A 19,677-nucleotide genomic window follows, 5' to 3' on the forward strand; every position below is an offset into this window, starting at 1 on the left:
TCCCCGCCCTTCACACCCCATCAACCCATCCCGCTTCGCCTTCCCTTCCATAATCAAAAAAATGGATGTATTTTTACAGCCTCAAAGCCGTTAACCGAATAATTGGGCCCATCCATTGGTGGTCGATCAAGTGAAAGGCGAAGTATAAATGATTTTTTGTATGATGAAAAAGCACTTGCTTTATATGTTTCTGCTGGTCGGTTTAGTGGCGCAGGCCCAGCAAAAGATGGAAATCCATGGAGGCGTGTCGGCAGAGGCCATGGCAGCAGACGGTGACCTTTTGCCCTTGTGGCTCTATGCTCGTCAGCAGGGCCGTTGGGGCCTGGATGCTGATGCGCAGTTTTTGGGCAGGGGCTTCGTTGGGGCGCATTATGCCCCTGGTGAGCGCCTGAGTGTGTCGCTGAAGGCCGAAGCCAATTACAACAGGGCGGTGACCGATTTTTACCTGCACAGTTACGCTTTGGATGTGCGCTGGCAGGCCTTGGGATTGCGCGTGGGGCGCCACCTTTTTGATCCGGTTTTTGAAAAAGGGTACAGGGGACATGGTTCTTATCTGTTTGGTGATAATGCCCGACCAGTAGATCGGATCACAGTGGGGATTCCGGATTACACCAGCTTGCCCGGGTTTTTTAATCGAATTGAAATAAAGGGGGAAGTGAGTCATGGCTGGCTGAACGATGAGCGTGCCGGTGCAGCTAAGTTTCATAAAGAGGTTTTGTTGCACGAGAAATATGCTTATGTGCGTTGGGATGGCGGACGATGGAAACCCTATGTCGGACTAAATCATTCTGCTTTTATGGGAGGATATAATTCCAGGGGGGACCAAATCCCCATTGATTATTGGCGGTCCATTCTGGCCAAGGGCTCAGAAAAAATTGGTGGAGGAGATGCCACCAATGCCGGAGGGGCGCATATGGGGTTGTTCGATTTTGGGGTTTATTTGGAAAGTGAGGCGGGAAGGTTTCGCTTTTATTACCAGGCCCCTTTTTCCGACGGATCGGGCATGCGACTGTTGGCCAGAAATCTGGACCAGATTGTAGGGGTATCCTGGAAGCCCTCTGGACATCGTTTTCTTCACAATTTGACGCTTGAATGGATTCATACGGCTCATCAATCGGGCAACGGTATGCCCGATGCCCGGGTGACCCATGAAAATGGAGATCAGCAGTTGATCGTCTCTTTTCAATTGGAGGATCCCGACTACCGGGAGGCCTTGATGACCCGCTTGGGTGTGGCTGATCCCGGGAGTTATTCCAAGGATGAGGTGACGAATTATTTACAGGACCATTTCAATAACGGGAATCGCTTTGGTGGCCGGGATGGTTATATGAGCAACGGGGTGTATCCGGCCGGATGGACGCATTACGGCATGGTAATGGGTTCACCGCTCAATTTGACATCCGATCAGCTGGCCCCCTTAAATGCCTCTTTGGGTAATTATGACCGTAACCTTATTGTGAACGATCGATATAAGGCCCTACATGTGGGGGCTGACGGACAAGTGGTGCCGGGTTTAAGGTGGCAGGCGATGGTGACTTTTACCCGGAATTATGGGTCCTATTTTCAACAGTATCCAGGTCGTTACTCCTGGGACGAGACACCGGACTATTTCTTTAAGGGAGGACGGAGTCAGTTCTATTCCCGTTTGGGTTTTGGGTGGCGGTTGCCGACGGAGCAAAGTCTCGAATTGAAGGGGGTTTTGGGTCTGGATGCGGGAGCGTTGAATAAATCTGTTGGGGGACGGTTGGGTCTGGTTTGGTTGTTTTGATTTTCAGCGGTTTAGCTTTTAAAGTGAGACCTGTCAGAAAAATCATTGGAAAAGAATTTTCATTAGATTATCTTCGTACCACTAAACGGAACAGAAATGCTTAAGGAGAAAGCGCGGGCGATTAACACTGTCCTAACCATGGTGGATGTAATCCTTGCCATTATTAGTTTTAATCTGGCCCTTTTTATTGAGTTTGGCAGGATTTCAGTATTGCACCATAAGGATAGTGTTATCCTTCAGTTACTGATCGTTATTTATTGGACCTTGTTGTCCAATGGACTGGGAACCAATATTATGTACCGGTCCAGGCCCTATTCAATGGTGCTTTTCAACTGTCTGGGACTGTCTGTTGTAGGTACCCTCTTTTTGGTTATTTCTGCCTGGGCCTTTAATCTTTTCTACTTGGGGATTCAGTTGTTTGGTGTATTTGTTGTTTTGAATCTCATCTTTACTTTTAGCTTTAAGACCCTGGTTTATCAATTTCTTAAAAAAGCCAGAAAAAAGGGTCTCAATTATCTGAATATGGTCATCATTGGCGATCATACCGCCAATGCCTTTGTCCGGCAGTTGGTTAAGCACCCGGAATGGGGGTACCGCATTACCGCCGTGATAGGTGATGCTGCACTGGAGAAGGATTGTGCAGATGTGGCGCCTTTGCTGCCTGCGAATACGGATATCGAACAATTACTGCGGGATAAAACCGTTGATGAAATTATTATTTGTAAAGAAGATATCAACCCCCATCAACTGGAGTCTCTGGTCCAGATTTGCTCTGAAGTCGGTGTGGTTTTTCGCATGTATTCCCCTTTCTTTAATATGTTGGCCAACAAGACCCACATGCATTATTTCGGCACAACTCCTTTGCTGACCATCTCGAATACACCAATGAACTATCTGGCACTGAAAGCCAAGCATTTTTTTGATGCTGTGTTTTCGGGTCTGGTTTTGATAGGCTTGTCGCCCGTGTTTTTAGGCATTGCTTTGGCCATTAAGCTGGATTCCAAAGGGCCTGTGTTTTTTAGTCAGAAACGCGTCGGTTTGCGGGGCAGGCGGTTTCAGGTGCTGAAATTCCGGACCATGGTCGTCAATGCGGAGGAACTCAGACAGCAATTGTTGGAAAGGAATGAAATGGATGGGCCGGTTTTTAAGATCGCGGATGATCCAAGAATCACCAGAGTCGGTCGCTTTCTGCGAAAAACCAGTCTGGATGAGTTGCCCCAGTTCTTCAATGTGCTGATGGGGGAAATGTCGGTGGTGGGACCGCGTCCGCCACTTCCGGATGAAGTCCGCGTATATGAGCGCTGGCAATTGCGTCGCCTGTCCATGAAGCCCGGAATTACCTGCATCTGGCAAGTCTCAGGCCGCAATGACATTCCCTTTGAAGAGTGGATGAAAATGGATTTGGAGTACATTGACAACTGGTCGCTTAAACTCGATTTTGTGCTCTTTTTGAAAACCATCAGAACCATGTTAAGAGGGGATGGCCGTTAATGGATCGATGCGGGCCAATCAGGTACGGATTTTGTTGTCATTTCTGATAAATAAATAATTTGAAAAGGAAATTTGTAAGTATCGTATTTGTGATAGCCGTTCTGGTAGCACCGGCATGCGGTCGGTACCGGTTGCCGGATGGCTTTCCGGAGCCCGACGAGATGGCCACCATTCTGGCAGATATCCATGTGGTGGAAAGTACCATCACTTATTTGCCGGGGCATACCGGATCCAGAAGCAAAGAAATTCCCGGTAATTATAAATTTGTGCTTGAGAAGCACGGTTTAACCCCGGCTGAATTTGACACCATCAGGAAATGGTATGTGGAACACCCGGAATTATACCAGGACGTTTACAGTAAGGTGATTGAACGCTTAAGTCAATTGGATGCGGACGTACGCATGCAAAATGAGCGGGAGAAAGAGTTGCGGGCGGAGGCGGAAAGACGGGCCCTTGAAGAGAAATTGCAAAACCTCTGGCAGGACTCCACGACCATTAGCTTAACGCCTGAAGATAGTGTGGTGAATGGCCATCCCTTTAGAATTGAGGTGGACACGCTGGCATTGACCGGTGAGCTTAAAATGAGTGCGGATTATCAGTTTATGCGGAAGGATCAAAGTCGTTCACCGCGCATGATGTTATCTGCTTTTTACAATGACAGTGTGGCTGATACGGTGTATCAATGGATCGATCATTCATTTCAAAAGCAGACAGAGGAGTTGTTTTTAGCGCTCAAACAAGATACAGCGCCCAAATATATCGACGGCTACTTATTGTTGAGGGATTCTTTGAATGCTGCTTCTGTTGAAATCAGTGCCATTCGCATTCAGGTGCTCGTTGATACCTTAAGCACCCAAAAACCGGAAGCAGGGGGAAAGGATTCCGTGATTTTACTTGCTCCCGAGAGGTTCGGTAAGCCACTGAAAACCAGATTTGACATGGCACATTCCCGTTTGTTTACGGCCCATTATCTGTTGCAGAAAGATGGCACTTTGGGCCCCTGGCCCGTGGTGGAGATGTCGGATGATGGCAGGGTCTTGTCGGTGGAACTGCATCCGGAGGGCCTGAAGGAGCGACCAGGCATGCAGCTGCATGGCGGACTGCTGATGGCGGGATTGGTGGATGTGGGGTTCATGGATCCGTCTCTTGTCTATTCACAAAGAGTACTCAATCGTCATTTTGCTTTGGGTACCCTGTATTTGGGTCATATCTCCACCGATCCACTGCTTTATCCACCTCCTTTTTTTGTAAAGCCCCTGGAATACGTGGTGGATGCCTGGCCGTTTTTACCTAGAGACAAGGACAATTATCAAACGCCCCTGCTGGAAAGGATCCGAACCTATTGCCGTAGCGTGCCGGGCGGTAACTGGCTGGAAATAATTGCTCAGGTGGCCGAATGGACCGCTCATCAAAGGGCTGATTTGAAAGACAAGGGTTTTGTTGAGCCCGGTAATCAATGTGGATTAATGGTGATAAAAAACCTGGATCTGAATACGATGATCATGTCCGAGGACCTGCAGGTAAAGTGGCTGTCGGTCCCTTCCTTAAAATAAAGAGGGACGTCATGGCTGACATCCCTCTTAAAGTTGTTTTTGATGCTATTTTCGTGAATGACGGTTTCAAAAACGAGAATAGCCCTCTGTCCCGGTTTTACGGGACCGTCTTAGGCCTTTTCTTATAAAGACGAATTAGCCACGGATGGCTTTGATACCCGGCAGGTCTTTGCCTTCAAGGTACTCCAGCAATGCACCACCGGCTGTCGAGATGTAGCTCACACCATCGGCAAAACCAAATTGGTTCACACAAGCTACAGAGTCACCTCCGCCAATAAGTGAGAAGGCACCTTTTTCAGTGGCTGTGACAATGGCCTGACCAACGGCTTTAGAGCCGGCAGCAAATTTTTCCATTTCAAAAACACCCACAGGACCATTCCAAAGGATGGTGGCTGAGTTTTCAATCACTTCCTGGAAAGTCTTAATCGACTCCGGTCCGGCATCCAGTCCCAACCATCCGTCTGGAATATTGTCGGCCGCACAAACCTGCGTATTGGCATCGTTGCTGAATTTGTCACCCGCTACGACATCGGTGGCCATGTAGAGGGTCACCCCTTTTTCAGCTGCTTTTTTCTCCAGGTCTTTGGCCAGTTCCAGGTACTCATCCTCGCAAAGAGAACTACCAATTTGTCCGCCGCGTGCTTTCAGGAAGGTGAAAGTCATGCCACCGCCCAAAATCAGATTGTCCACTGAGTCGAGCAGGTTCTCGATGATGGTAATTTTTGAGGATACTTTGGCTCCACCCATAATGGCGGTGAAAGGACGCTTAGGCGCCTTCACTACTTTGTCGAGACTGTTGACTTCACTTTCAATCAGAAAGCCGAACATTTTACTGTCCGCATCAAAATAGTCCGCAATGATGGCTGTAGAGGCATGGGCACGGTGGGCCGTACCAAAAGCATCGTTCACATACACGTCGGCCAAATCAGCCAGTGACTGGGAAAATGCTTTTTGTTTTTCTTTCATTTCAGCTTTGGCCGCCTTCTTTTCTTCATCAGAAGCGTTATCTGCCAATTTGGGTTTGCCCTCTTCTTCCAGATAGAAACGAAGGTTTTCCAGTAATAACACCTGACCGGGTTTCAGAGATTCAGCTTTGGCTTTTACCGCTTCGCCTACACAGTCGCCGGCGAAGATCACCTCTGTGCCAATGGTCTTGGCCAGGTGAGTCTGGATGTGTTTCAATGAAAAGTCGGGATTGACTTTCCCTTTGGGACGTCCCAGGTGCGACATGATAATAGCAGAACCGCCATCCTTAAGAATCTTTTGGATGGTGGGCATGGCCGCACGGATGCGGGTGTCGTCTGTGATTTCAAATTTGTCGTTGAGTGGCACGTTAAAGTCCACACGAACAATGGCTTTTTTGCCGGCAAAATTGTAGCCTTCGATTTTTGACATATTATTGTAGTTTATAGTGTTTTATTTGAAGCGTAAAGATACAAATTTTATGCGGTGGAACTAAATAAAACAGGGGGTAAGCCTGCTAAAAAACCTTTTTAATTGTAAATTGCCAAATGCCTGTGGTAATTTTGTTATCTTTGGTTAGAACCCTGGTTTAAATAGAAATAGTATGACGCAAAAAGAAGGAAAACGACCAAAGCGGTCTGAAATGTTGACAATGATTCAGGATGTTTTTTCAAACAATCCGAAGAAAACCTATAATTACAAGCAGATTGCTTCCATGATTGATGTGACCAAAAAAAGCGGACGTCAATTGGTGGAAGTATTGTTATATGAATTGATGGAAAGCGGTGTGTTGAGTGAAGTCTCATCGGGCAGATTCAAACTGCTGTCGAGGGGCGGCTCATACATTACCGGCAAAGTGGATATGACCGCCTCCGGTGCGGCCTATATTGTGCCGGACGATGGCGGCGATGATGTTTTTGTCGCTCAGGAGAATCTGAACACCGCCCTGCACGGAGACAGGGTTAAGGTGCTGCAGTTCGCCCGGAAAAGAAGGCGGCAGGGGGAAGGTGAAGTGGTGGAGATCATCAAGCGGAAACGAGAGTTGTTTGTGGGAATTCTGGATGTGAGCGCCAATTTTGCTTTTCTGGTGGCCGATAACAAGGTCATCAATAATGATATTTTTATACCCAAAGATAAGCTCAAAGGGGCTAAGAACGGACAAAAGGCGGTGGCCCGAATTGTGGAGTGGCCCGCCAAAGCCAAAAATCCCGTGGGTGAGATTGTGGATGTGTTGGGCAATCTGGGCGATAATAATGCCGAGATGCACGCCATTCTGGCGGAGTTCAATCTGCCTTATGTCTATCCTGAGGAGGTCGTAGCAGCTGCAGAAAAAATTCCGGAAGCGATTCCTCAGGAGGAGATTGCAAGGCGGAAAGACTTCAGAGGCGTCACGACTTTTACCATTGATCCGGCGGATGCCAAAGATTTCGATGATGCCCTGTCCATTCAAAAGTTGGGCGATGATCTTTGGGAGGTGGGCGTGCACATTGCGGATGTTACCTATTATGTGGACCCGGACTCGATCATTGAAAAGGAAGGGTACGAACGGGCGACCTCTGTTTATTTGGTGGACCGGGTGGTGCCTATGTTGCCGGAGCGCTTGAGTAATTTCTTATGTTCGCTGCGCCCCAATGAGGACAAACTTTGTTTTTCAGTGGTTTTTCAAATCAGCGGTGATGGTCAGATTAAGGATTCCTGGGTGGGGCGTACCGTCATCAACTCTGACAAAAGATTTGCCTACGAAGATGCCCAGGCCATTTTGGAGTCGGGCGAGGGAGAGCTGGCCGAAGAATTAAAGCTGATGAATGCCATGGCCAAAAATCTTCGCAACGCGCGCTTCAAAAAGGGCGCCATTAGTTTTGAACGCATAGAGGTCAAATTCGATATTGATGAAAATGGCAAACCTTTGGGCGTTTTCTTCAAGGAATCCAAGGATGCCAATAAGCTGATTGAGGAGTTTATGTTACTGGCCAATAAACGTGTGGCTGAGCTAATCGGCCTGAATCAGTTAGAAAAGAACAAGCGGAACGAGCCAAAAACCTTTATCTACCGGATTCATGATGAACCCAATCCGGATAAGTTAGAGACCTTCAGTAACTTTGTGCGCAAATTTGGTCTGGAAGCCCAACCGCAAGGCAAAGAAAGTATTAGTCAGGCCCTGAACCGCCTGCTGCACGACGTGCAGGGCAAAAAGGAACAGAACATTGTGGAGACGTTGGCGATTCGTACCATGGCCAAGGCGGTTTATTCAACGCATAACATTGGTCATTACGGTCTGGCTTTTAAGCATTACAGCCATTTTACCTCTCCCATTCGTCGTTACCCGGATATGATGGTTCACCGACTTTTGCAACACTATTTGGATGGTGGTAAGTCGGCCCCCGCCGATAAATACGAGGAAATGTGTGAACACAGTTCGGACATGGAGCAACGCGCCGCCGATGCCGAACGGGCCTCCATCAAATACAAGCAGGTCGAGTTTTTAAAGGAGCGCGAAGGCGAAGTGTTTGAAGGGGTTATTTCGGGCGTGAGTGAGTGGGGCCTGTACATTGAGTTGATAGAAAACAAGTGTGAAGGCATGGTGCCCATGCGGGAGCTGGACGATGATTTCTACCAGTTTGATGAAGATAATTACTGTTTGACAGGCAAGAAAACGCACAAGCGTTTTCAGCTGGGAGATGCACTTAAGATAAAGGTTGCCAGAGCCAACCTTGAGCGAAGACAGCTTGATTTTGTGCTGGCAGGAGACGATGATGATGCCTGGATGCGTTAATTTATGCGGGTCTAATTGCAGGGCAATGAGAAACATTTTTTATTTTTGTCTGTTATAAGAAATAAAAACAATATGTATGAGTCTCGAAAATAGTTCACTTACGCCTTCACAGGACGCCAATCGCACTGCTATATTGGATGCATCCCGTGATCTTTTTGCCCGTTTTGGTTACAAAAAAACCACAATGGAGGACATTGCCATGGCTTTGCGAAAAGGAAAAAGTTCCCTTTATTACTATTTTAAGAATAAGGAAGAGATTTTTCAGGCCGTTATTGAGCTGGAGTCGGAATTGTTGCACAGTAAGCTTCAGGAGGTGGTTAAAACCGGCGGGGATGCTGCTCAAAAGTTGCGCAATTATGTAACCATCCGAATGGAGACCATCGGCCAACTGGAGAATTATCAAAAAGTTCTCAAGGAAGATCTGTATGGGGGCTATGATTTTCTGGGGTCTTATAAACAAAAGGGCGACGAGCTGGAAGAGGGGCTTCTTAAAACGATCCTGGATGAAGGGGTTGCCACCCATGTTTTTCATGTAAAAAACACCAGGTTGGGGGCCATTGGGATTGTTACGGCACTTCGTGGTCTGGAAATTCCCCTTTTCAGGGGGTCTGCCAATGCTGAAGACCTGTCTCTTCAGCTCGATAATATTCTGAACATTCTCTTTTATGGCGTAATGAAGCGTTAATGAATTGTTGATATGCCGGTAAATATTCCTGATACACTTCCTGCAAAGGCCTTGCTGGAGGCTGAGAATGTTTTTGTGATGGGCGAGAGTCGTGCCATATCGCAGGACATACGGCCGCTGCGCATTCTTATTTTGAATCTCATGCCCTTAAAAATTGTGACCGAGTCGCATCTTTTACGGGTGTTATCCAACTCTCCACTGCAGGTGGAGGTCGAGCTTTTGATGACTTCCATGCATTCTCATCGAAATACGCCGGAGGAGCATTTGGTGGCTTTTTATAATACTTTTAAAGAGGTGAAGGATCGATATTTCGATGGCTTGATTATCACAGGCGCACCCATTGAGTTATTGGATTTTGAGCAGGTGACCTACTGGTCGGAGCTATGCGAAATAATGGAATGGAGTAAGACCCATGTGACCTCCACCTTTCATATATGCTGGGGCGCTCAGGCTGGTATGTATTACCATTTCGGCATTAAAAAGTATGAGTTGAGTAAAAAGGTGTTTGGTGTGTTTGAGCACAATGTGCTGATACCCACCGAGCCGCTCTTACGTGGATTTGACGATCGTTTTTTTGCTCCCCATTCCCGCTATACGGAAGTGCGCGTGCCTGAGATTAATAAGCACTCCGGGTTGATCCTGTTGAGTGAATCCGTCGAGGCAGGTGCTTTTCTGGCGGTGTCTGAAGACCGTCGGCAAATATTTGTAACGGGGCATCCAGAGTATGACCAAAACACGTTGGGAGAAGAGTATTGGCGCGATGTTAATAAAGGTATGGAAATAGGGGTGCCGGACAATTACTACCCCGATAACAATCCGGAAAACCCTCCGACGGTTACCTGGCGAAGTCATGCCCACCTGCTTTACTCCAACTGGTTGAACTATTACGTTTACCAGTCGACCCCCTATACTTTAGGTGAATTATAGCTGCTAACGTAAGGTGAAGCGCAAGGATTTGAGGTGAAACCCATCTGCGAATACATCTGCGATATACTCCCCGCTGATGAGTTCGCCTGCATCTGCATCGTAGAACAGACATACATCCAGTTCTTCACCGCCATATTCCACCGAACGCGTGGCGGAGTAATTGATGTCAGAGCCTTCATGTTCAAAGGTGTTGTCCCTTGAATGCATCAGCAACTGCCCATCCGGTCGCTCAATCCGCAAAAAGAATTCTTTCATGCCAACGGGTGAGGTCACGTTTTTGAGCAGGGTGAAACAGACCCGTATTTTTCCGATCCGGCCGCTTCTTTCTGTTTTTCGACCACTGGGCGTGAGTCCCTCCGCCATCATATTGGTCACATCCAGTCGACTGGCAATGGTGACTTTCTCTTCGAGGTTGGACTTGACTTCCTCTAATTCCCTGTAAGAACTAGCTATTTGTGTGTAACGTCTGCGGTGCTCCAGATTCTCCTCCGTTAACTCCATATTGCGCTGGTTGAGAGAGTCTATCTGCACAATGTAATTGCGCAGTACGCCCCTGAGGGTGGTGAGTTCCTTTTGAAATTCCCGTATTTTTGCGGTGTTGGTAGCCTTGATGGTTTTAATTTCTTCTACCAGTTGCGAAATGCGCTCCCGTTCGGCCTCAAGCATCAGGTTGAGGGTGTCGTTATCGCTGTAAAGGGAATCATAGTTGACCATCAGATTTTGATACTCCTCGGTAAGAATGGTCTTTTCTTCATTCAAATTCTCCACGATGGAGGTCATTTCCTTGTTTTGTACGAAAAAAAGAATGCTGACCACCAGGAGAATAAGTCCTATGGCGCCCAGCGCCATATAGAGCTTTTTATTATTGGTGGGTTTATTATTTTCTGGCGTTTCCATAAAATTGATTGATTATTATTCGCGTAAAATTAGGGCTTTTTACGCATATGGCAATTCTCAAAGACAGAAAGTAGGCCATAATGCTAATATTTGCCAATAAATTAGTCTGGCACTGATGTTGCATAGCGGTTAAAAATGGAGAAAGTTTATAACTTTGTCCAAGTGCGGATGTTTTTAAGTGTTTTCTATGAAATATAAAATGAAGTTTTTTTCCATGGCGGTCAGTCCAAAGATGCTGAGTTTTTTGGGGGCCCTGTTTTTGCTGGGTATCCTGTCGGGTGTTTTTGGTGGGTGTGCCAGCACCGGATACCCAACGGGTGGTCCCCGGGATGAGACACCCCCGGAGATGGTGAGTTCAACGCCAAATCAGGGGGCACTGAGTTTTTTGGGTGAGGAGATCCGGATTGAGTTTGATGAAATCATTCAATTGACAGATATCTTTCAGAAGTTAATGGTTTCCCCGCCTGTGAATGAAGCACCCGTGGTGACGGCCAGGGGGAAAACCCTTTTGGTGCGTTTTCAGGAAGATTTGCAAGCCAACGCTACTTATACGCTCGATTTTGCCGATGCCATCCGGGATAATAACGAAGGTAATATTTTGGAGAATTTCACTTTTTCATTTTCCACGGGGGAGTATATTGATAGTCTGGCCATTTCCGGTCATTTGTTTAACGCGTCTGATTTAGCGCCTGTGGCAGATGCCCTGGTGATGGTCCATACCAATCTGGCCGATTCTGCCTTTCGCAAACAAGTGCCCATTCGCGTGACGCGAACCAATACCAACGGGCGATTCTCGATTCAAAATCTGGCTCCGGGCGAATACCGGCTATTTGCTTTGGAGGATGCCAACCGAGATTTTAAGTATGACCAGCCGGGAGAGCGCATTGCCTGGCGGACGGAGTTGGTTTCGCCCTATGTCGGCTTTCATGAAAGGGTAGATTCGGTCTCTGCTGATTCGGCCGTTGTTGTGAAGGAGCAGGCCTTTTTACCCGACAGTCTGCAGCTATTTATGTTCAAGGAGGACAATGTGGAGCAGTACCTGGTAGATAACCAGCGCCCCTCCCGCAATCGGGTGGACTTTAGTTTTAGTCGCCCCCTTTTACAAGCCATGGAAGTGCGCTTGGTGGACCAGGCGGTGGACAACTGGTTGGTCTATGAACAGTCGATGCAGCATGACAGTGTCACGCTTTGGCTGACCGATTCGGCAGTGATTAAAAGTGACTCTTTGTTGATGCAGATCAGGTATCCTGTGCTCGATTCACTCAAAGAAATGGGTTGGGAGACAGACACGTTGAATGCTTACTTTTTTGATACCCATGAAGTGGAGAGTCGGGGCCGTCGGCGCGGTGAAGAGGAGGTGGTAGCCGTGCTTCCTTCTTTGCAGATAGAGGGCCTGAAAGGCAGTCTTGAAATTTTGGAAGAATTGTCCTTGACCTTCCCTACGCCAATATCGGCTTACAACAGGGAAGCCATCCGACTGTTTCAGATGGTGGATACCATTCCGGAATCCATCGAGTTTGATTTGGTCCAGGACAGTGTGCGGATTCGGCGCTACGTTTTCGATTTTGACAGAGCGCCGAATGAAACCTATGTGGTGGAAATTGATTCAGCCGCCTTTACCGATGTTTATGGATGGGTGAATCGTCCTCTGAAGCAGACGGTGGATGTTAAGCCGGAGGACAGCTATGGCATATTTTATTTGAATATTCATGAACCAAAGGACAACTGGCTGGTTCAGGTATTAGATGGACAGGAACGCATTGTCCGCAGTGCTTCTGTCCCCGGCAATGGAAAGATTGGATTTCGCTACCTGAAGCCGGGAAAATATTATGTAAGAATTGTGGAAGATAAAAATTCCAACGGGCAATGGGATACCGGAAATCTGGAAAAAGCAAGGCAACCGGAAAATCTTTTTTATTACCCGGATGAAATTAATATCAGAGCCAATTGGGATCATGTCGTGCCCTGGGATCCGCAAACTTTTAGCGTCTATGACTTTGTTACCCGTATGAGAACCAAACCGGAGGGTGGCGGGCGACGTTAAAGGTGGTTGTATTAACGTTAATATGGTATTTCAATGTTGTTAAAACAGATTAAGAGCCTATGGCTGGTGCTGATTCTATTTGTGTCTGTGGTTGATGCGCGCGCTCAGTGTACCAGTGTTAACACTGCTTTTGGGGATGGAGAACAGGTGACCTATAATGCTTTTTACAATTGGGGATTTATTTGGCTAAATGCGGGGTGGTAACATTTTCGGTAGAATCTGCTGAGTGGAGAGATCAATCGGCCTATCTTTTGAAAAGTGTCGGTGTCACCCACAGAGGGTACGACCGTCTGTTTATGGTGAGGGACACTTTTGAAACCTATGTCGACAAAGAAAGTTTAAGACCCTTTGAATTCAAACGTATTACCAATGAGGGGTCCTATTCGTCCACCCACCACTATGTTTTTAACAACCACAACCGCACCATCCGGTCCAGAATCAGTAAAGAAGGAGGGCCGGTGAAACATGCTGTTTTGCCCTGGCCCGATTGTACGTTTGATATTCTTACCATGATTTACCAGGCCCGTAACATTGATTTTTCCAAATATCAGGTGGATGATAAAATACCCATTGTGATGGTCGTGGATGGTGAAATTCATCACTTGCATATTCGCTATCTGGGCAAAGAGGTGGCCCTCACGAGGGATGGACGACAATTTAATTGTCTGAAGTTTTCCCCGCTACTGGTAAAGGGAACCATTTTCGAAGCGGGAGAGGATATGACGGTATGGGTGACCGATGATCAAAACAGGGTGCCGATTGTGGTAGAGGCTAAAATTTTAATTGGGTCTGTAAAAGCCGTATTTGTAGAGGCCGAGGGTCTGCTAAGTCCTTTTGCCTCAGAAATAAAATAGTTTTGGGCCATGAGAAGAGACCAGATATTACAAGTGGCCAAGGAACAATATCAATTGTTTCTTGAGCATTTCAAATGGTCGCTGGTGAGCGATGAAGCGGAGTACATTCATCAGTTTCGGGTCTCGGTTAAAAAGCTGAGTGCACTTAAGTTACTTGTTTCTGATCCGCTTATTTGGGATTTTATTCAACCGGTCTACAAAACAGGGGGAAAGGTGAGGAATGTACAGGTGATTCTGGATCTGTTGAGCACCTTTACCACTCCGGCACCTGAAGGTTTTAAGCAGTATCTCTACGATCGGCTTCAGGAAAAAAGATTCAAGCACGACCAATTGGCCGGCACCATCAAACTATTAAGCGACAAGCAGTTTTTTGCCGCCTTTAAAGCCTTTTTGGAGGAACATTACGATGGTGATGGCAAGCATTTGGAAACAGTCATTCTTTGGCATGGCAGAAGGGCTTGTGAATGGATTCGAAAAAATAAGGCCGGTGAGGCATGGCATGAGGCCCGGCGTTATTTTAAGGCCTGTGCACATCTCATTCAGATGGCGGATGCTGTGGGTGAACCGTTGACACTGGACGAAGGCTTTTTTCGTTACCGGGAGATGGAACAGCTATTGGGTCTTTGGCACGATCTTTTTGTGCTGAACAAATGGATGGACAAATATGCCTTGCAAGCGGGGAGCAAGCGGAATGATCTTTGGTCGTCTTTTATCAGCGAAAAGACAGAAACCATGCTTCGGACGGAAGCGGATATCTGTCTTTTGGCCAATGATTTCAATATGCCTTAAACGGCCGTTCCTGGGAACCTTTTCAGGCGAGCTCCTGCCTGAGGAATGATTTTGGTTGTGATTTATGGAAGGGGTTCTCTTGCCCGTTATTGGGCGTCCTGGTTTTTATTCCGATGTCGGACGCTCCTGCCTCTACCTTTGGCGGAAAATTCATGAAAAGCTCATAAAATTTCACCTGCTCAAAATAATTCAGTTTTATTTTGGTGGGACTTAACAGATATTTTTTTACCCAAAAATCGGTTTTTGAACTGATGCTTAAGTTTTGTAAGCCTTTTATTTTCATGAAATAGTCCATGATTTGATCGTCCGAAAACCGCTCTTTGGTGAATCCATGGAATGTTTTCATAACGGCTTGCTTTTGCGCTTCTCCTTCAGGAAAAATAACAGCATGCAAGGTGCCATGTGCTTTTTTTCTGATGATGGCAGGAAATAGTTGCCTGCAAAACCAGAAGCATGACGTGGCGGCTAATAATAAAATTGATAAAATCCAAATCAACATGGCTTTCCGTATTATATGAAACTGATACGAAAGCGGATTGGATTGGTTACATAAAAGTAGGATTTTATCCGGGAGGATTAGTAGGATAGCGGATCGCTTGTGAGTGTGTCCAGTGCCACCTGAAGCAAAGGGTTGTCCGGAAGGTTTTCAGAGATGGGACCGGACAGCCGAGTTGCCGTTTTTTCCCATTCCAGGTTTAATAGTTTGTGCTGGGGAACAAAGGCATGTGTCTTTTGGTGGAAAATGGCCAGGTAGCCCTGTTCTGTTTGTCCGGGTGTCGGCACCAGCAAAGCTTTTTTATTCAGGAAGTAGAGGTCCATCAGCGTGCTGTATCCTGAACGGGTAATAATGACCGGGGTCTGAAGAAGCAGCTGGCTGAGCTTACCTTGATTGAGATGGGGAATAATGGTGAGGTTTTGTTCTTTCGGCAGTTTGTGTTTTATCAGGAGATCCGGGTCTCCGGTAACAAGGAGCTTTTGAAGGGGTAGGGCGCCAGTTTTTGGGTCAGTAGATCTTTGAGGATGGTCTTTTGTGGTTCCGGACCCGACAAGAGGGACAGGCACGCGTAGTGGATGGGGGTATCCGCTATGGGGGCCGAGGGATCCATAAATCTGGAGAGGGGACCGACTAACCGACCGTTGGGGGGCAAGGGGTAGCGATGGACCAGATCACCTGCCAGCGAGTTGGCCCGGTCAAAATCCGGTAGCAGCATTCATCAAAGGGTTTTATCAGACGAAGAATGAAGCGATGTCCCAGTCCCTCGGCCCACTTTAAGGCCCCCGGGAGTTTGACCATCAACTGGTGGGTTATCAGGATGCTACGTACTTCGGGGTGACGCGCGCCATAGCGGTTGTCGGATAGGATGGCCACCGGCCGGTGCTTTTGCACCAGCTGTTGGGTGATGTTTCTTTCTTTGTTAAGCCATTTGAACCAGAGCGGTAATTGACGGATTAGTTTGGGGATGAGGTAAGCGGATTTGGTGTAGGTGACCTTAGGACCCGGAAAATCGTCAAAAGAGAGGCCCGGTACCGCTTCATTGATCAGCTCCTTGAGGGGCGACTGGGTGGCTACCACCACCTTAAACCCCATGGTTTGCAGGCGACGAATGATGGGGATGTCTCGTGTGGCATGTCCCAGTCCCCAATTGAGGGGGCATATCAGGATGGTTTGGTTGGTTTTCATAGGTGTTGTTATTCAGAGACTTGCGTCTGAATGCCGATGGCCTGGACCTGCTCAGCAATTTCATGGAGTCTTTTTGCGGGCGTTTTAATCAGTGTGTCAATGGGGGTTTCTCTGGCAATGGTGTATATCATGACTTCTTTGGGGGATATTTTCCGGATGAGTTGCAGCCATGCGCCCACCTCTTCATCGCTGCTGTTGTCTACCGGGTTACCTTGATAGTAGCCACTGACAAATAAGGTTTGGATGCTTACCTGTCCCTTGAACCTTTGAAGGTGCTCAACCGTTTCGGCCAGATCAAAGTGACCCTGTGGCTGGTCCAGCACACGAATGGTGGCTTCAATGCCCGAATCGAGCTTCTGGATGTTGTCATCCACTTTGAGTAGGGCGTCAAAAACGGCGGGTGAGTGCAGGCGTGTGGCGTTTGATAAAACAGCCACCCGGGCCTTTGGACAAAAGCGGTCGCGCAGCTGAAGCGTGTCGTCAATGATGCCCGGAAAGTGGGGATGCAGGGTTGGTTCACCATTACCGGCAAAGGTAATGACATCGGGCAGTTGTTGTTTGGCCGACATTTCCTGCAGCTTGGCTTCCAGGTGATCACGGACTTCCGGGCGGGTGGGCAGGAGGGGTGCAGGTGCGCCTTTTCCCGGATTGAATCCGCACTCACAGTAAATGCAGTCAAAGGAACAGACTTTGCGATTGGTGGGAAGCAGATTAATGCCTAAGGAAATACCCAGTCGGCGGCTGCTGACCGGGCCAAAAATAATTTCGTCAAATAAAAAGGTGGGCATGCCTGTTTTTTTGTTTCAAAGTTAAAAGTATTTTGGTAAATGGAAGTGTTATACCTTCCTTTAAAGATGCATGTTTGATTACAACGTTTTTCTTATCTTTGACAGAACAAAAACAATTAGGGATGCTTTTTAGTGATATTGCAGGGCAACAAAGCGTAAAAGAACATTTGGTTCGCACCGTTAGAGAAGGGCGTGTTAGTCACGCCCAATTATTGGCTGGTGGTGAGGGTACCGGTAGTCTGCTACTGGCTTTGGCCTATGCGCAATATCTGAATTGCCTGAATCCGGGGGAGACAGATGCTTGTGGTATTTGCAGTTCTTGTGTGAAAGCGGCCAAATTGGTGCATCCCGATATTCATTTTGTGTTTCCGGTCGTCAAGGAAGGCAACCGGGCGGTCAGTGATGACCGCATTAAAGAGTGGCGTTTATTTTTGCTGGAGCAAAAATATTTCAGTGCCGGCCAATGGTTTGAGCATATCTCAGGTGGAAAGAAAGCCGGGATGATTTATGCCGATGAAAGCCCGGAAATTCTTCGGAAGCTCTCCATGAAGAATTATGAGGGAAAGTACAAGGTGATGATCATCTGGTTGCCGGAGCGCATGAACGATACCGGTGCCAATAAATTATTAAAGATTTTGGAGGAGCCACCAGCCAACACGGTCTTTTTATTGGTGTCGGAAAATCCCCAAACTTTGTTGGCCACCATATTGTCCAGGTCGCAGCAACTCAGTGTCCCACCCATTGATACGGAGGACCTGACCCGTGCCTTAAGTGCGCGTTTCACAGTGCCCGAAGCAGAGGCCAGAGTGGCAGCGCGACTCGCCAGGGGGAATTATGTGAAGGCGGTTGGGAATTTGGATGCCACCAGGGACCAATCGGGTTTCTTCGACCTTTTTGGCTTATTGATGCGTTCCACCTATTCCCGTAAAATTTTCGAAATCCAGAAATGGGTGGATATGGTAGCACCCCTGTCGCGCGATAAAATGAAAGCTTTTATCGACTATTCGGTGGGCATGCTGCGCGAGAGTTATATGTACAATTTCAGGCAACCCGATCTGGTGTTTTTAACCCCTTTGGAAGAGTCTTTTGTGCAAAAGTTTTCCGCCTTTATCACCGAAAAAAACGTGGAGCCCATGGTGGGTGAGCTACAATTGGCTTACGCGCACATTGAACAAAATGGGAACGCACGTATTATACTGTTCGACATGGCCATCAAGATGGTGCCGATGTTTAACACCTAAGGCAGGAATTTAAGTTTCCGGGATACGGAAATTCAATATAAATCCGGACCTTTTCAAGTCCGCTAAATAGTTAGGTAATGGAACAAGATATAGCAGAGCACAAGCAGAGTAAGTGCGACACATGCGGAGACCGCTGCGGTAAATTAGAAGTTTTTGATTGGTTGAGTGATTTGCCGGATATGACGGATGGCAATGACATCGTTGAAGTACAATTTAAAAATACACGTAAAGGGTTTTATAAGAACACCAGTCAGGGAAAGTTGAATAAGCGGGATGTCGTGGCGGTAGAAGCCTCCCCGGGTCACGATATTGGCATTGTGACGCTTACCGGAGATTTGGTGTTGTTACAGATGAAAAAGAACAATGTATCGCCCGGTAATTATGAATTTAAGCGCGTTTATCGCAAAGCCAAGCCGGCTGATATAGAAAAATGGGAGGAAGCCAAAGGTCTGGAAAAGGAAACCATGCTGGAATCGCGCAGGATGGCCTGGGATTTAGGTTTGAATATGAAGATTGGCGATGTGGAGTATCAGGGCGACCGGACGAAGGCTATTTTTTATTACATTGCTGATGAAAGGGTCGATTTCAGGGAGCTCATAAAAGTCTTGGCCGAACGTTTTAAGGTACGTATTGAGATGCGTCAAATCGGTGCCCGTCAAGAGGCTGGCCGGATTGGGGGTATCGGTCCTTGCGGACGTGAACTGTGTTGCTCTACATGGTTGACCAATTTCAAGTCGGTGACCACCAACGCCGCCCGTTACCAGGAGATTTCTTTGAATCCGCAAAAGTTGGCAGGACAGTGTGGTAAACTGAAGTGCTGTCTGAATTACGAACTGGATGCCTATCTGGATGCGCAGCAGGACTTTCCCAATACAGCTATTCCGCTGGAAACCGAAGACGGGACTTATTATCATTTTAAAACAGATGTGTTTAAGCGTTTGATGTGGTACAGTGCCGGTCGTGAAAATGCCGGAAATGTGGTCACCCTGACAGTGGATAAGGTGAAGGAGATTATTGTGATGAACAAGCAGGGTCGGAAGGTCAAAAAGATGGATGATGAGGTGCCGGTGGTTGCGCCATCCAAGGAAATTGGATATGAAAATGTCATTGGTCAGGAAAGTATTACCCGTTTTGATGAAAAAACCAACAGAAGCAATAAGAAGCGCAAAAAGGGTCGCCGTCCCAACAAACCACCCAGAAGTAATGAAAAGAAAGGCTAAATT

19 protein-coding genes are annotated in these 19,677 nt (G+C 47.3%); 12 read left to right on the forward strand and 7 right to left on the reverse strand.

The window, feature by feature from the left end; genetic code table 11:
• Window positions 1–160: 160 nt before the first annotated feature.
• From JCM15548_RS00005 to JCM15548_RS00015, 3 genes are all read left to right on the forward strand, one after another.
• Window positions 161–1,768, forward strand: coding sequence for a capsule assembly Wzi family protein (locus JCM15548_RS00005; RefSeq protein WP_162198149.1), 1,608 nt, complete (start codon window positions 161–163; stop codon window positions 1,766–1,768).
• A gap of 96 nt (window positions 1,769–1,864) precedes the next feature.
• Window positions 1,865–3,259, forward strand: coding sequence for a sugar transferase (locus JCM15548_RS00010; RefSeq protein WP_062121827.1), 1,395 nt, complete (start codon window positions 1,865–1,867; stop codon window positions 3,257–3,259).
• Window positions 3,260–3,318: 59 nt separating this feature from the next.
• Window positions 3,319–4,812, forward strand: a complete 1,494-nt coding sequence (locus JCM15548_RS00015) for a DUF4296 domain-containing protein (RefSeq protein ID WP_062121830.1) — start codon at window positions 3,319–3,321, stop codon at window positions 4,810–4,812.
• A 135-nt stretch (window positions 4,813–4,947) separates the two neighbouring features.
• Here JCM15548_RS00015 and JCM15548_RS00020 read toward each other — a convergent pair whose 3' ends face one another.
• On the reverse strand, window positions 4,948–6,207 hold the full coding sequence (locus tag JCM15548_RS00020) for a phosphoglycerate kinase (protein WP_062121834.1): 1,260 nt from the start codon (window positions 6,205–6,207) through the stop codon (window positions 4,948–4,950).
• A gap of 172 nt (window positions 6,208–6,379) precedes the next feature.
• Here JCM15548_RS00020 and rnr point away from each other — a divergent pair, with 172 nt between their 5' ends.
• From rnr to metA, 3 genes are all read left to right on the forward strand, one after another.
• Window positions 6,380–8,548: a ribonuclease R gene (rnr, locus tag JCM15548_RS00025; protein WP_062121837.1), complete on the forward strand. Its 2,169-nt coding sequence runs from the start codon at window positions 6,380–6,382 to the stop codon at window positions 8,546–8,548.
• 76 nt (window positions 8,549–8,624) lie between these two features.
• On the forward strand, window positions 8,625–9,233 hold the full coding sequence (locus JCM15548_RS00030) for a TetR/AcrR family transcriptional regulator (RefSeq protein WP_062121840.1): 609 nt from the start codon (window positions 8,625–8,627) through the stop codon (window positions 9,231–9,233).
• 12 nt (window positions 9,234–9,245) lie between these two features.
• Window positions 9,246–10,160: a homoserine O-acetyltransferase MetA gene (gene metA / locus JCM15548_RS00035; protein ID WP_062121842.1), complete on the forward strand. Its 915-nt coding sequence runs from the start codon at window positions 9,246–9,248 to the stop codon at window positions 10,158–10,160.
• 3 nt (window positions 10,161–10,163) lie between these two features.
• On the opposite strand, the gene JCM15548_RS00040 is transcribed toward metA, so the two are convergent.
• Window positions 10,164–11,057, reverse strand: coding sequence for a DUF8429 coiled-coil domain-containing protein (locus tag JCM15548_RS00040; RefSeq protein ID WP_062121845.1), 894 nt, complete (start codon window positions 11,055–11,057; stop codon window positions 10,164–10,166).
• A 187-nt stretch (window positions 11,058–11,244) separates the two neighbouring features.
• On the opposite strand from JCM15548_RS00040, the gene JCM15548_RS00045 reads away from it, so the two are divergent.
• The 4 genes from JCM15548_RS00045 to JCM15548_RS00055 are packed head-to-tail and all read left to right on the forward strand — an operon-like array spanning window position 11,245 to window position 14,744.
• Window positions 11,245–13,101, forward strand: a complete 1,857-nt coding sequence (locus tag JCM15548_RS00045) for an Ig-like domain-containing protein (RefSeq protein ID WP_227625256.1) — start codon at window positions 11,245–11,247, stop codon at window positions 13,099–13,101.
• 33 nt (window positions 13,102–13,134) lie between these two features.
• Window positions 13,135–13,305: a hypothetical protein gene (locus tag JCM15548_RS22350; RefSeq protein ID WP_227625257.1), complete on the forward strand. Its 171-nt coding sequence runs from the start codon at window positions 13,135–13,137 to the stop codon at window positions 13,303–13,305.
• Window positions 13,299–13,955, forward strand: coding sequence for a DUF3108 domain-containing protein (locus JCM15548_RS00050; RefSeq protein WP_227625258.1), 657 nt, complete (start codon window positions 13,299–13,301; stop codon window positions 13,953–13,955). Before JCM15548_RS22350 ends, JCM15548_RS00050 begins: the two co-directional genes overlap by 7 nt.
• A 9-nt stretch (window positions 13,956–13,964) precedes the next feature.
• Window positions 13,965–14,744, forward strand: a complete 780-nt coding sequence (locus JCM15548_RS00055; protein ID WP_062121847.1) for a CHAD domain-containing protein — start codon at window positions 13,965–13,967, stop codon at window positions 14,742–14,744.
• A 22-nt stretch (window positions 14,745–14,766) separates the two neighbouring features.
• Here JCM15548_RS00055 and JCM15548_RS00060 read toward each other — a convergent pair whose 3' ends face one another.
• From JCM15548_RS00060 to JCM15548_RS00075, 5 genes are all read right to left on the reverse strand, one after another.
• Window positions 14,767–15,090, reverse strand: a complete 324-nt coding sequence (locus JCM15548_RS00060) for a hypothetical protein (protein WP_157482267.1) — start codon at window positions 15,088–15,090, stop codon at window positions 14,767–14,769.
• A 230-nt stretch (window positions 15,091–15,320) separates the two neighbouring features.
• Window positions 15,321–15,689, reverse strand: coding sequence for a glycosyltransferase (locus tag JCM15548_RS00065; protein WP_227625304.1), 369 nt, complete (start codon window positions 15,687–15,689; stop codon window positions 15,321–15,323).
• Window positions 15,686–15,955 (reverse strand): hypothetical protein, encoded by a 270-nt coding sequence (locus JCM15548_RS22355; RefSeq protein WP_227625319.1) that lies wholly within the window; start codon window positions 15,953–15,955, stop codon window positions 15,686–15,688. The genes JCM15548_RS00065 and JCM15548_RS22355 overlap by 4 nt, the downstream gene beginning before the upstream one ends.
• A complete protein-coding gene (locus JCM15548_RS00070; RefSeq protein ID WP_062121857.1) occupies window positions 15,871–16,425 on the reverse strand; it encodes a hypothetical protein in 555 nt (184 codons plus the stop codon). Before JCM15548_RS00070 ends, JCM15548_RS22355 begins: the two co-directional genes overlap by 85 nt.
• A gap of 8 nt (window positions 16,426–16,433) precedes the next feature.
• Window positions 16,434–17,213: a radical SAM protein gene (locus JCM15548_RS00075; protein WP_062121860.1), complete on the reverse strand. Its 780-nt coding sequence runs from the start codon at window positions 17,211–17,213 to the stop codon at window positions 16,434–16,436.
• A gap of 122 nt (window positions 17,214–17,335) precedes the next feature.
• Between JCM15548_RS00075 and JCM15548_RS00080 the strand changes: the two genes are divergently transcribed.
• Both JCM15548_RS00080 and JCM15548_RS00085 read left to right on the forward strand, forming a co-directional pair.
• On the forward strand, window positions 17,336–18,454 hold the full coding sequence (locus JCM15548_RS00080; protein WP_062121862.1) for a DNA polymerase III subunit: 1,119 nt from the start codon (window positions 17,336–17,338) through the stop codon (window positions 18,452–18,454).
• A gap of 77 nt (window positions 18,455–18,531) precedes the next feature.
• Window positions 18,532–19,674, forward strand: a complete 1,143-nt coding sequence (locus JCM15548_RS00085; RefSeq protein WP_062121865.1) for a PSP1 domain-containing protein — start codon at window positions 18,532–18,534, stop codon at window positions 19,672–19,674.
• Window positions 19,675–19,677: the final 3 nt, after the last annotated feature.

The organism is Geofilum rubicundum JCM 15548, from assembly GCF_000974365.1.
Classification (GTDB): domain Bacteria; phylum Bacteroidota; class Bacteroidia; order Bacteroidales; family Marinilabiliaceae; genus Geofilum; species Geofilum rubicundum.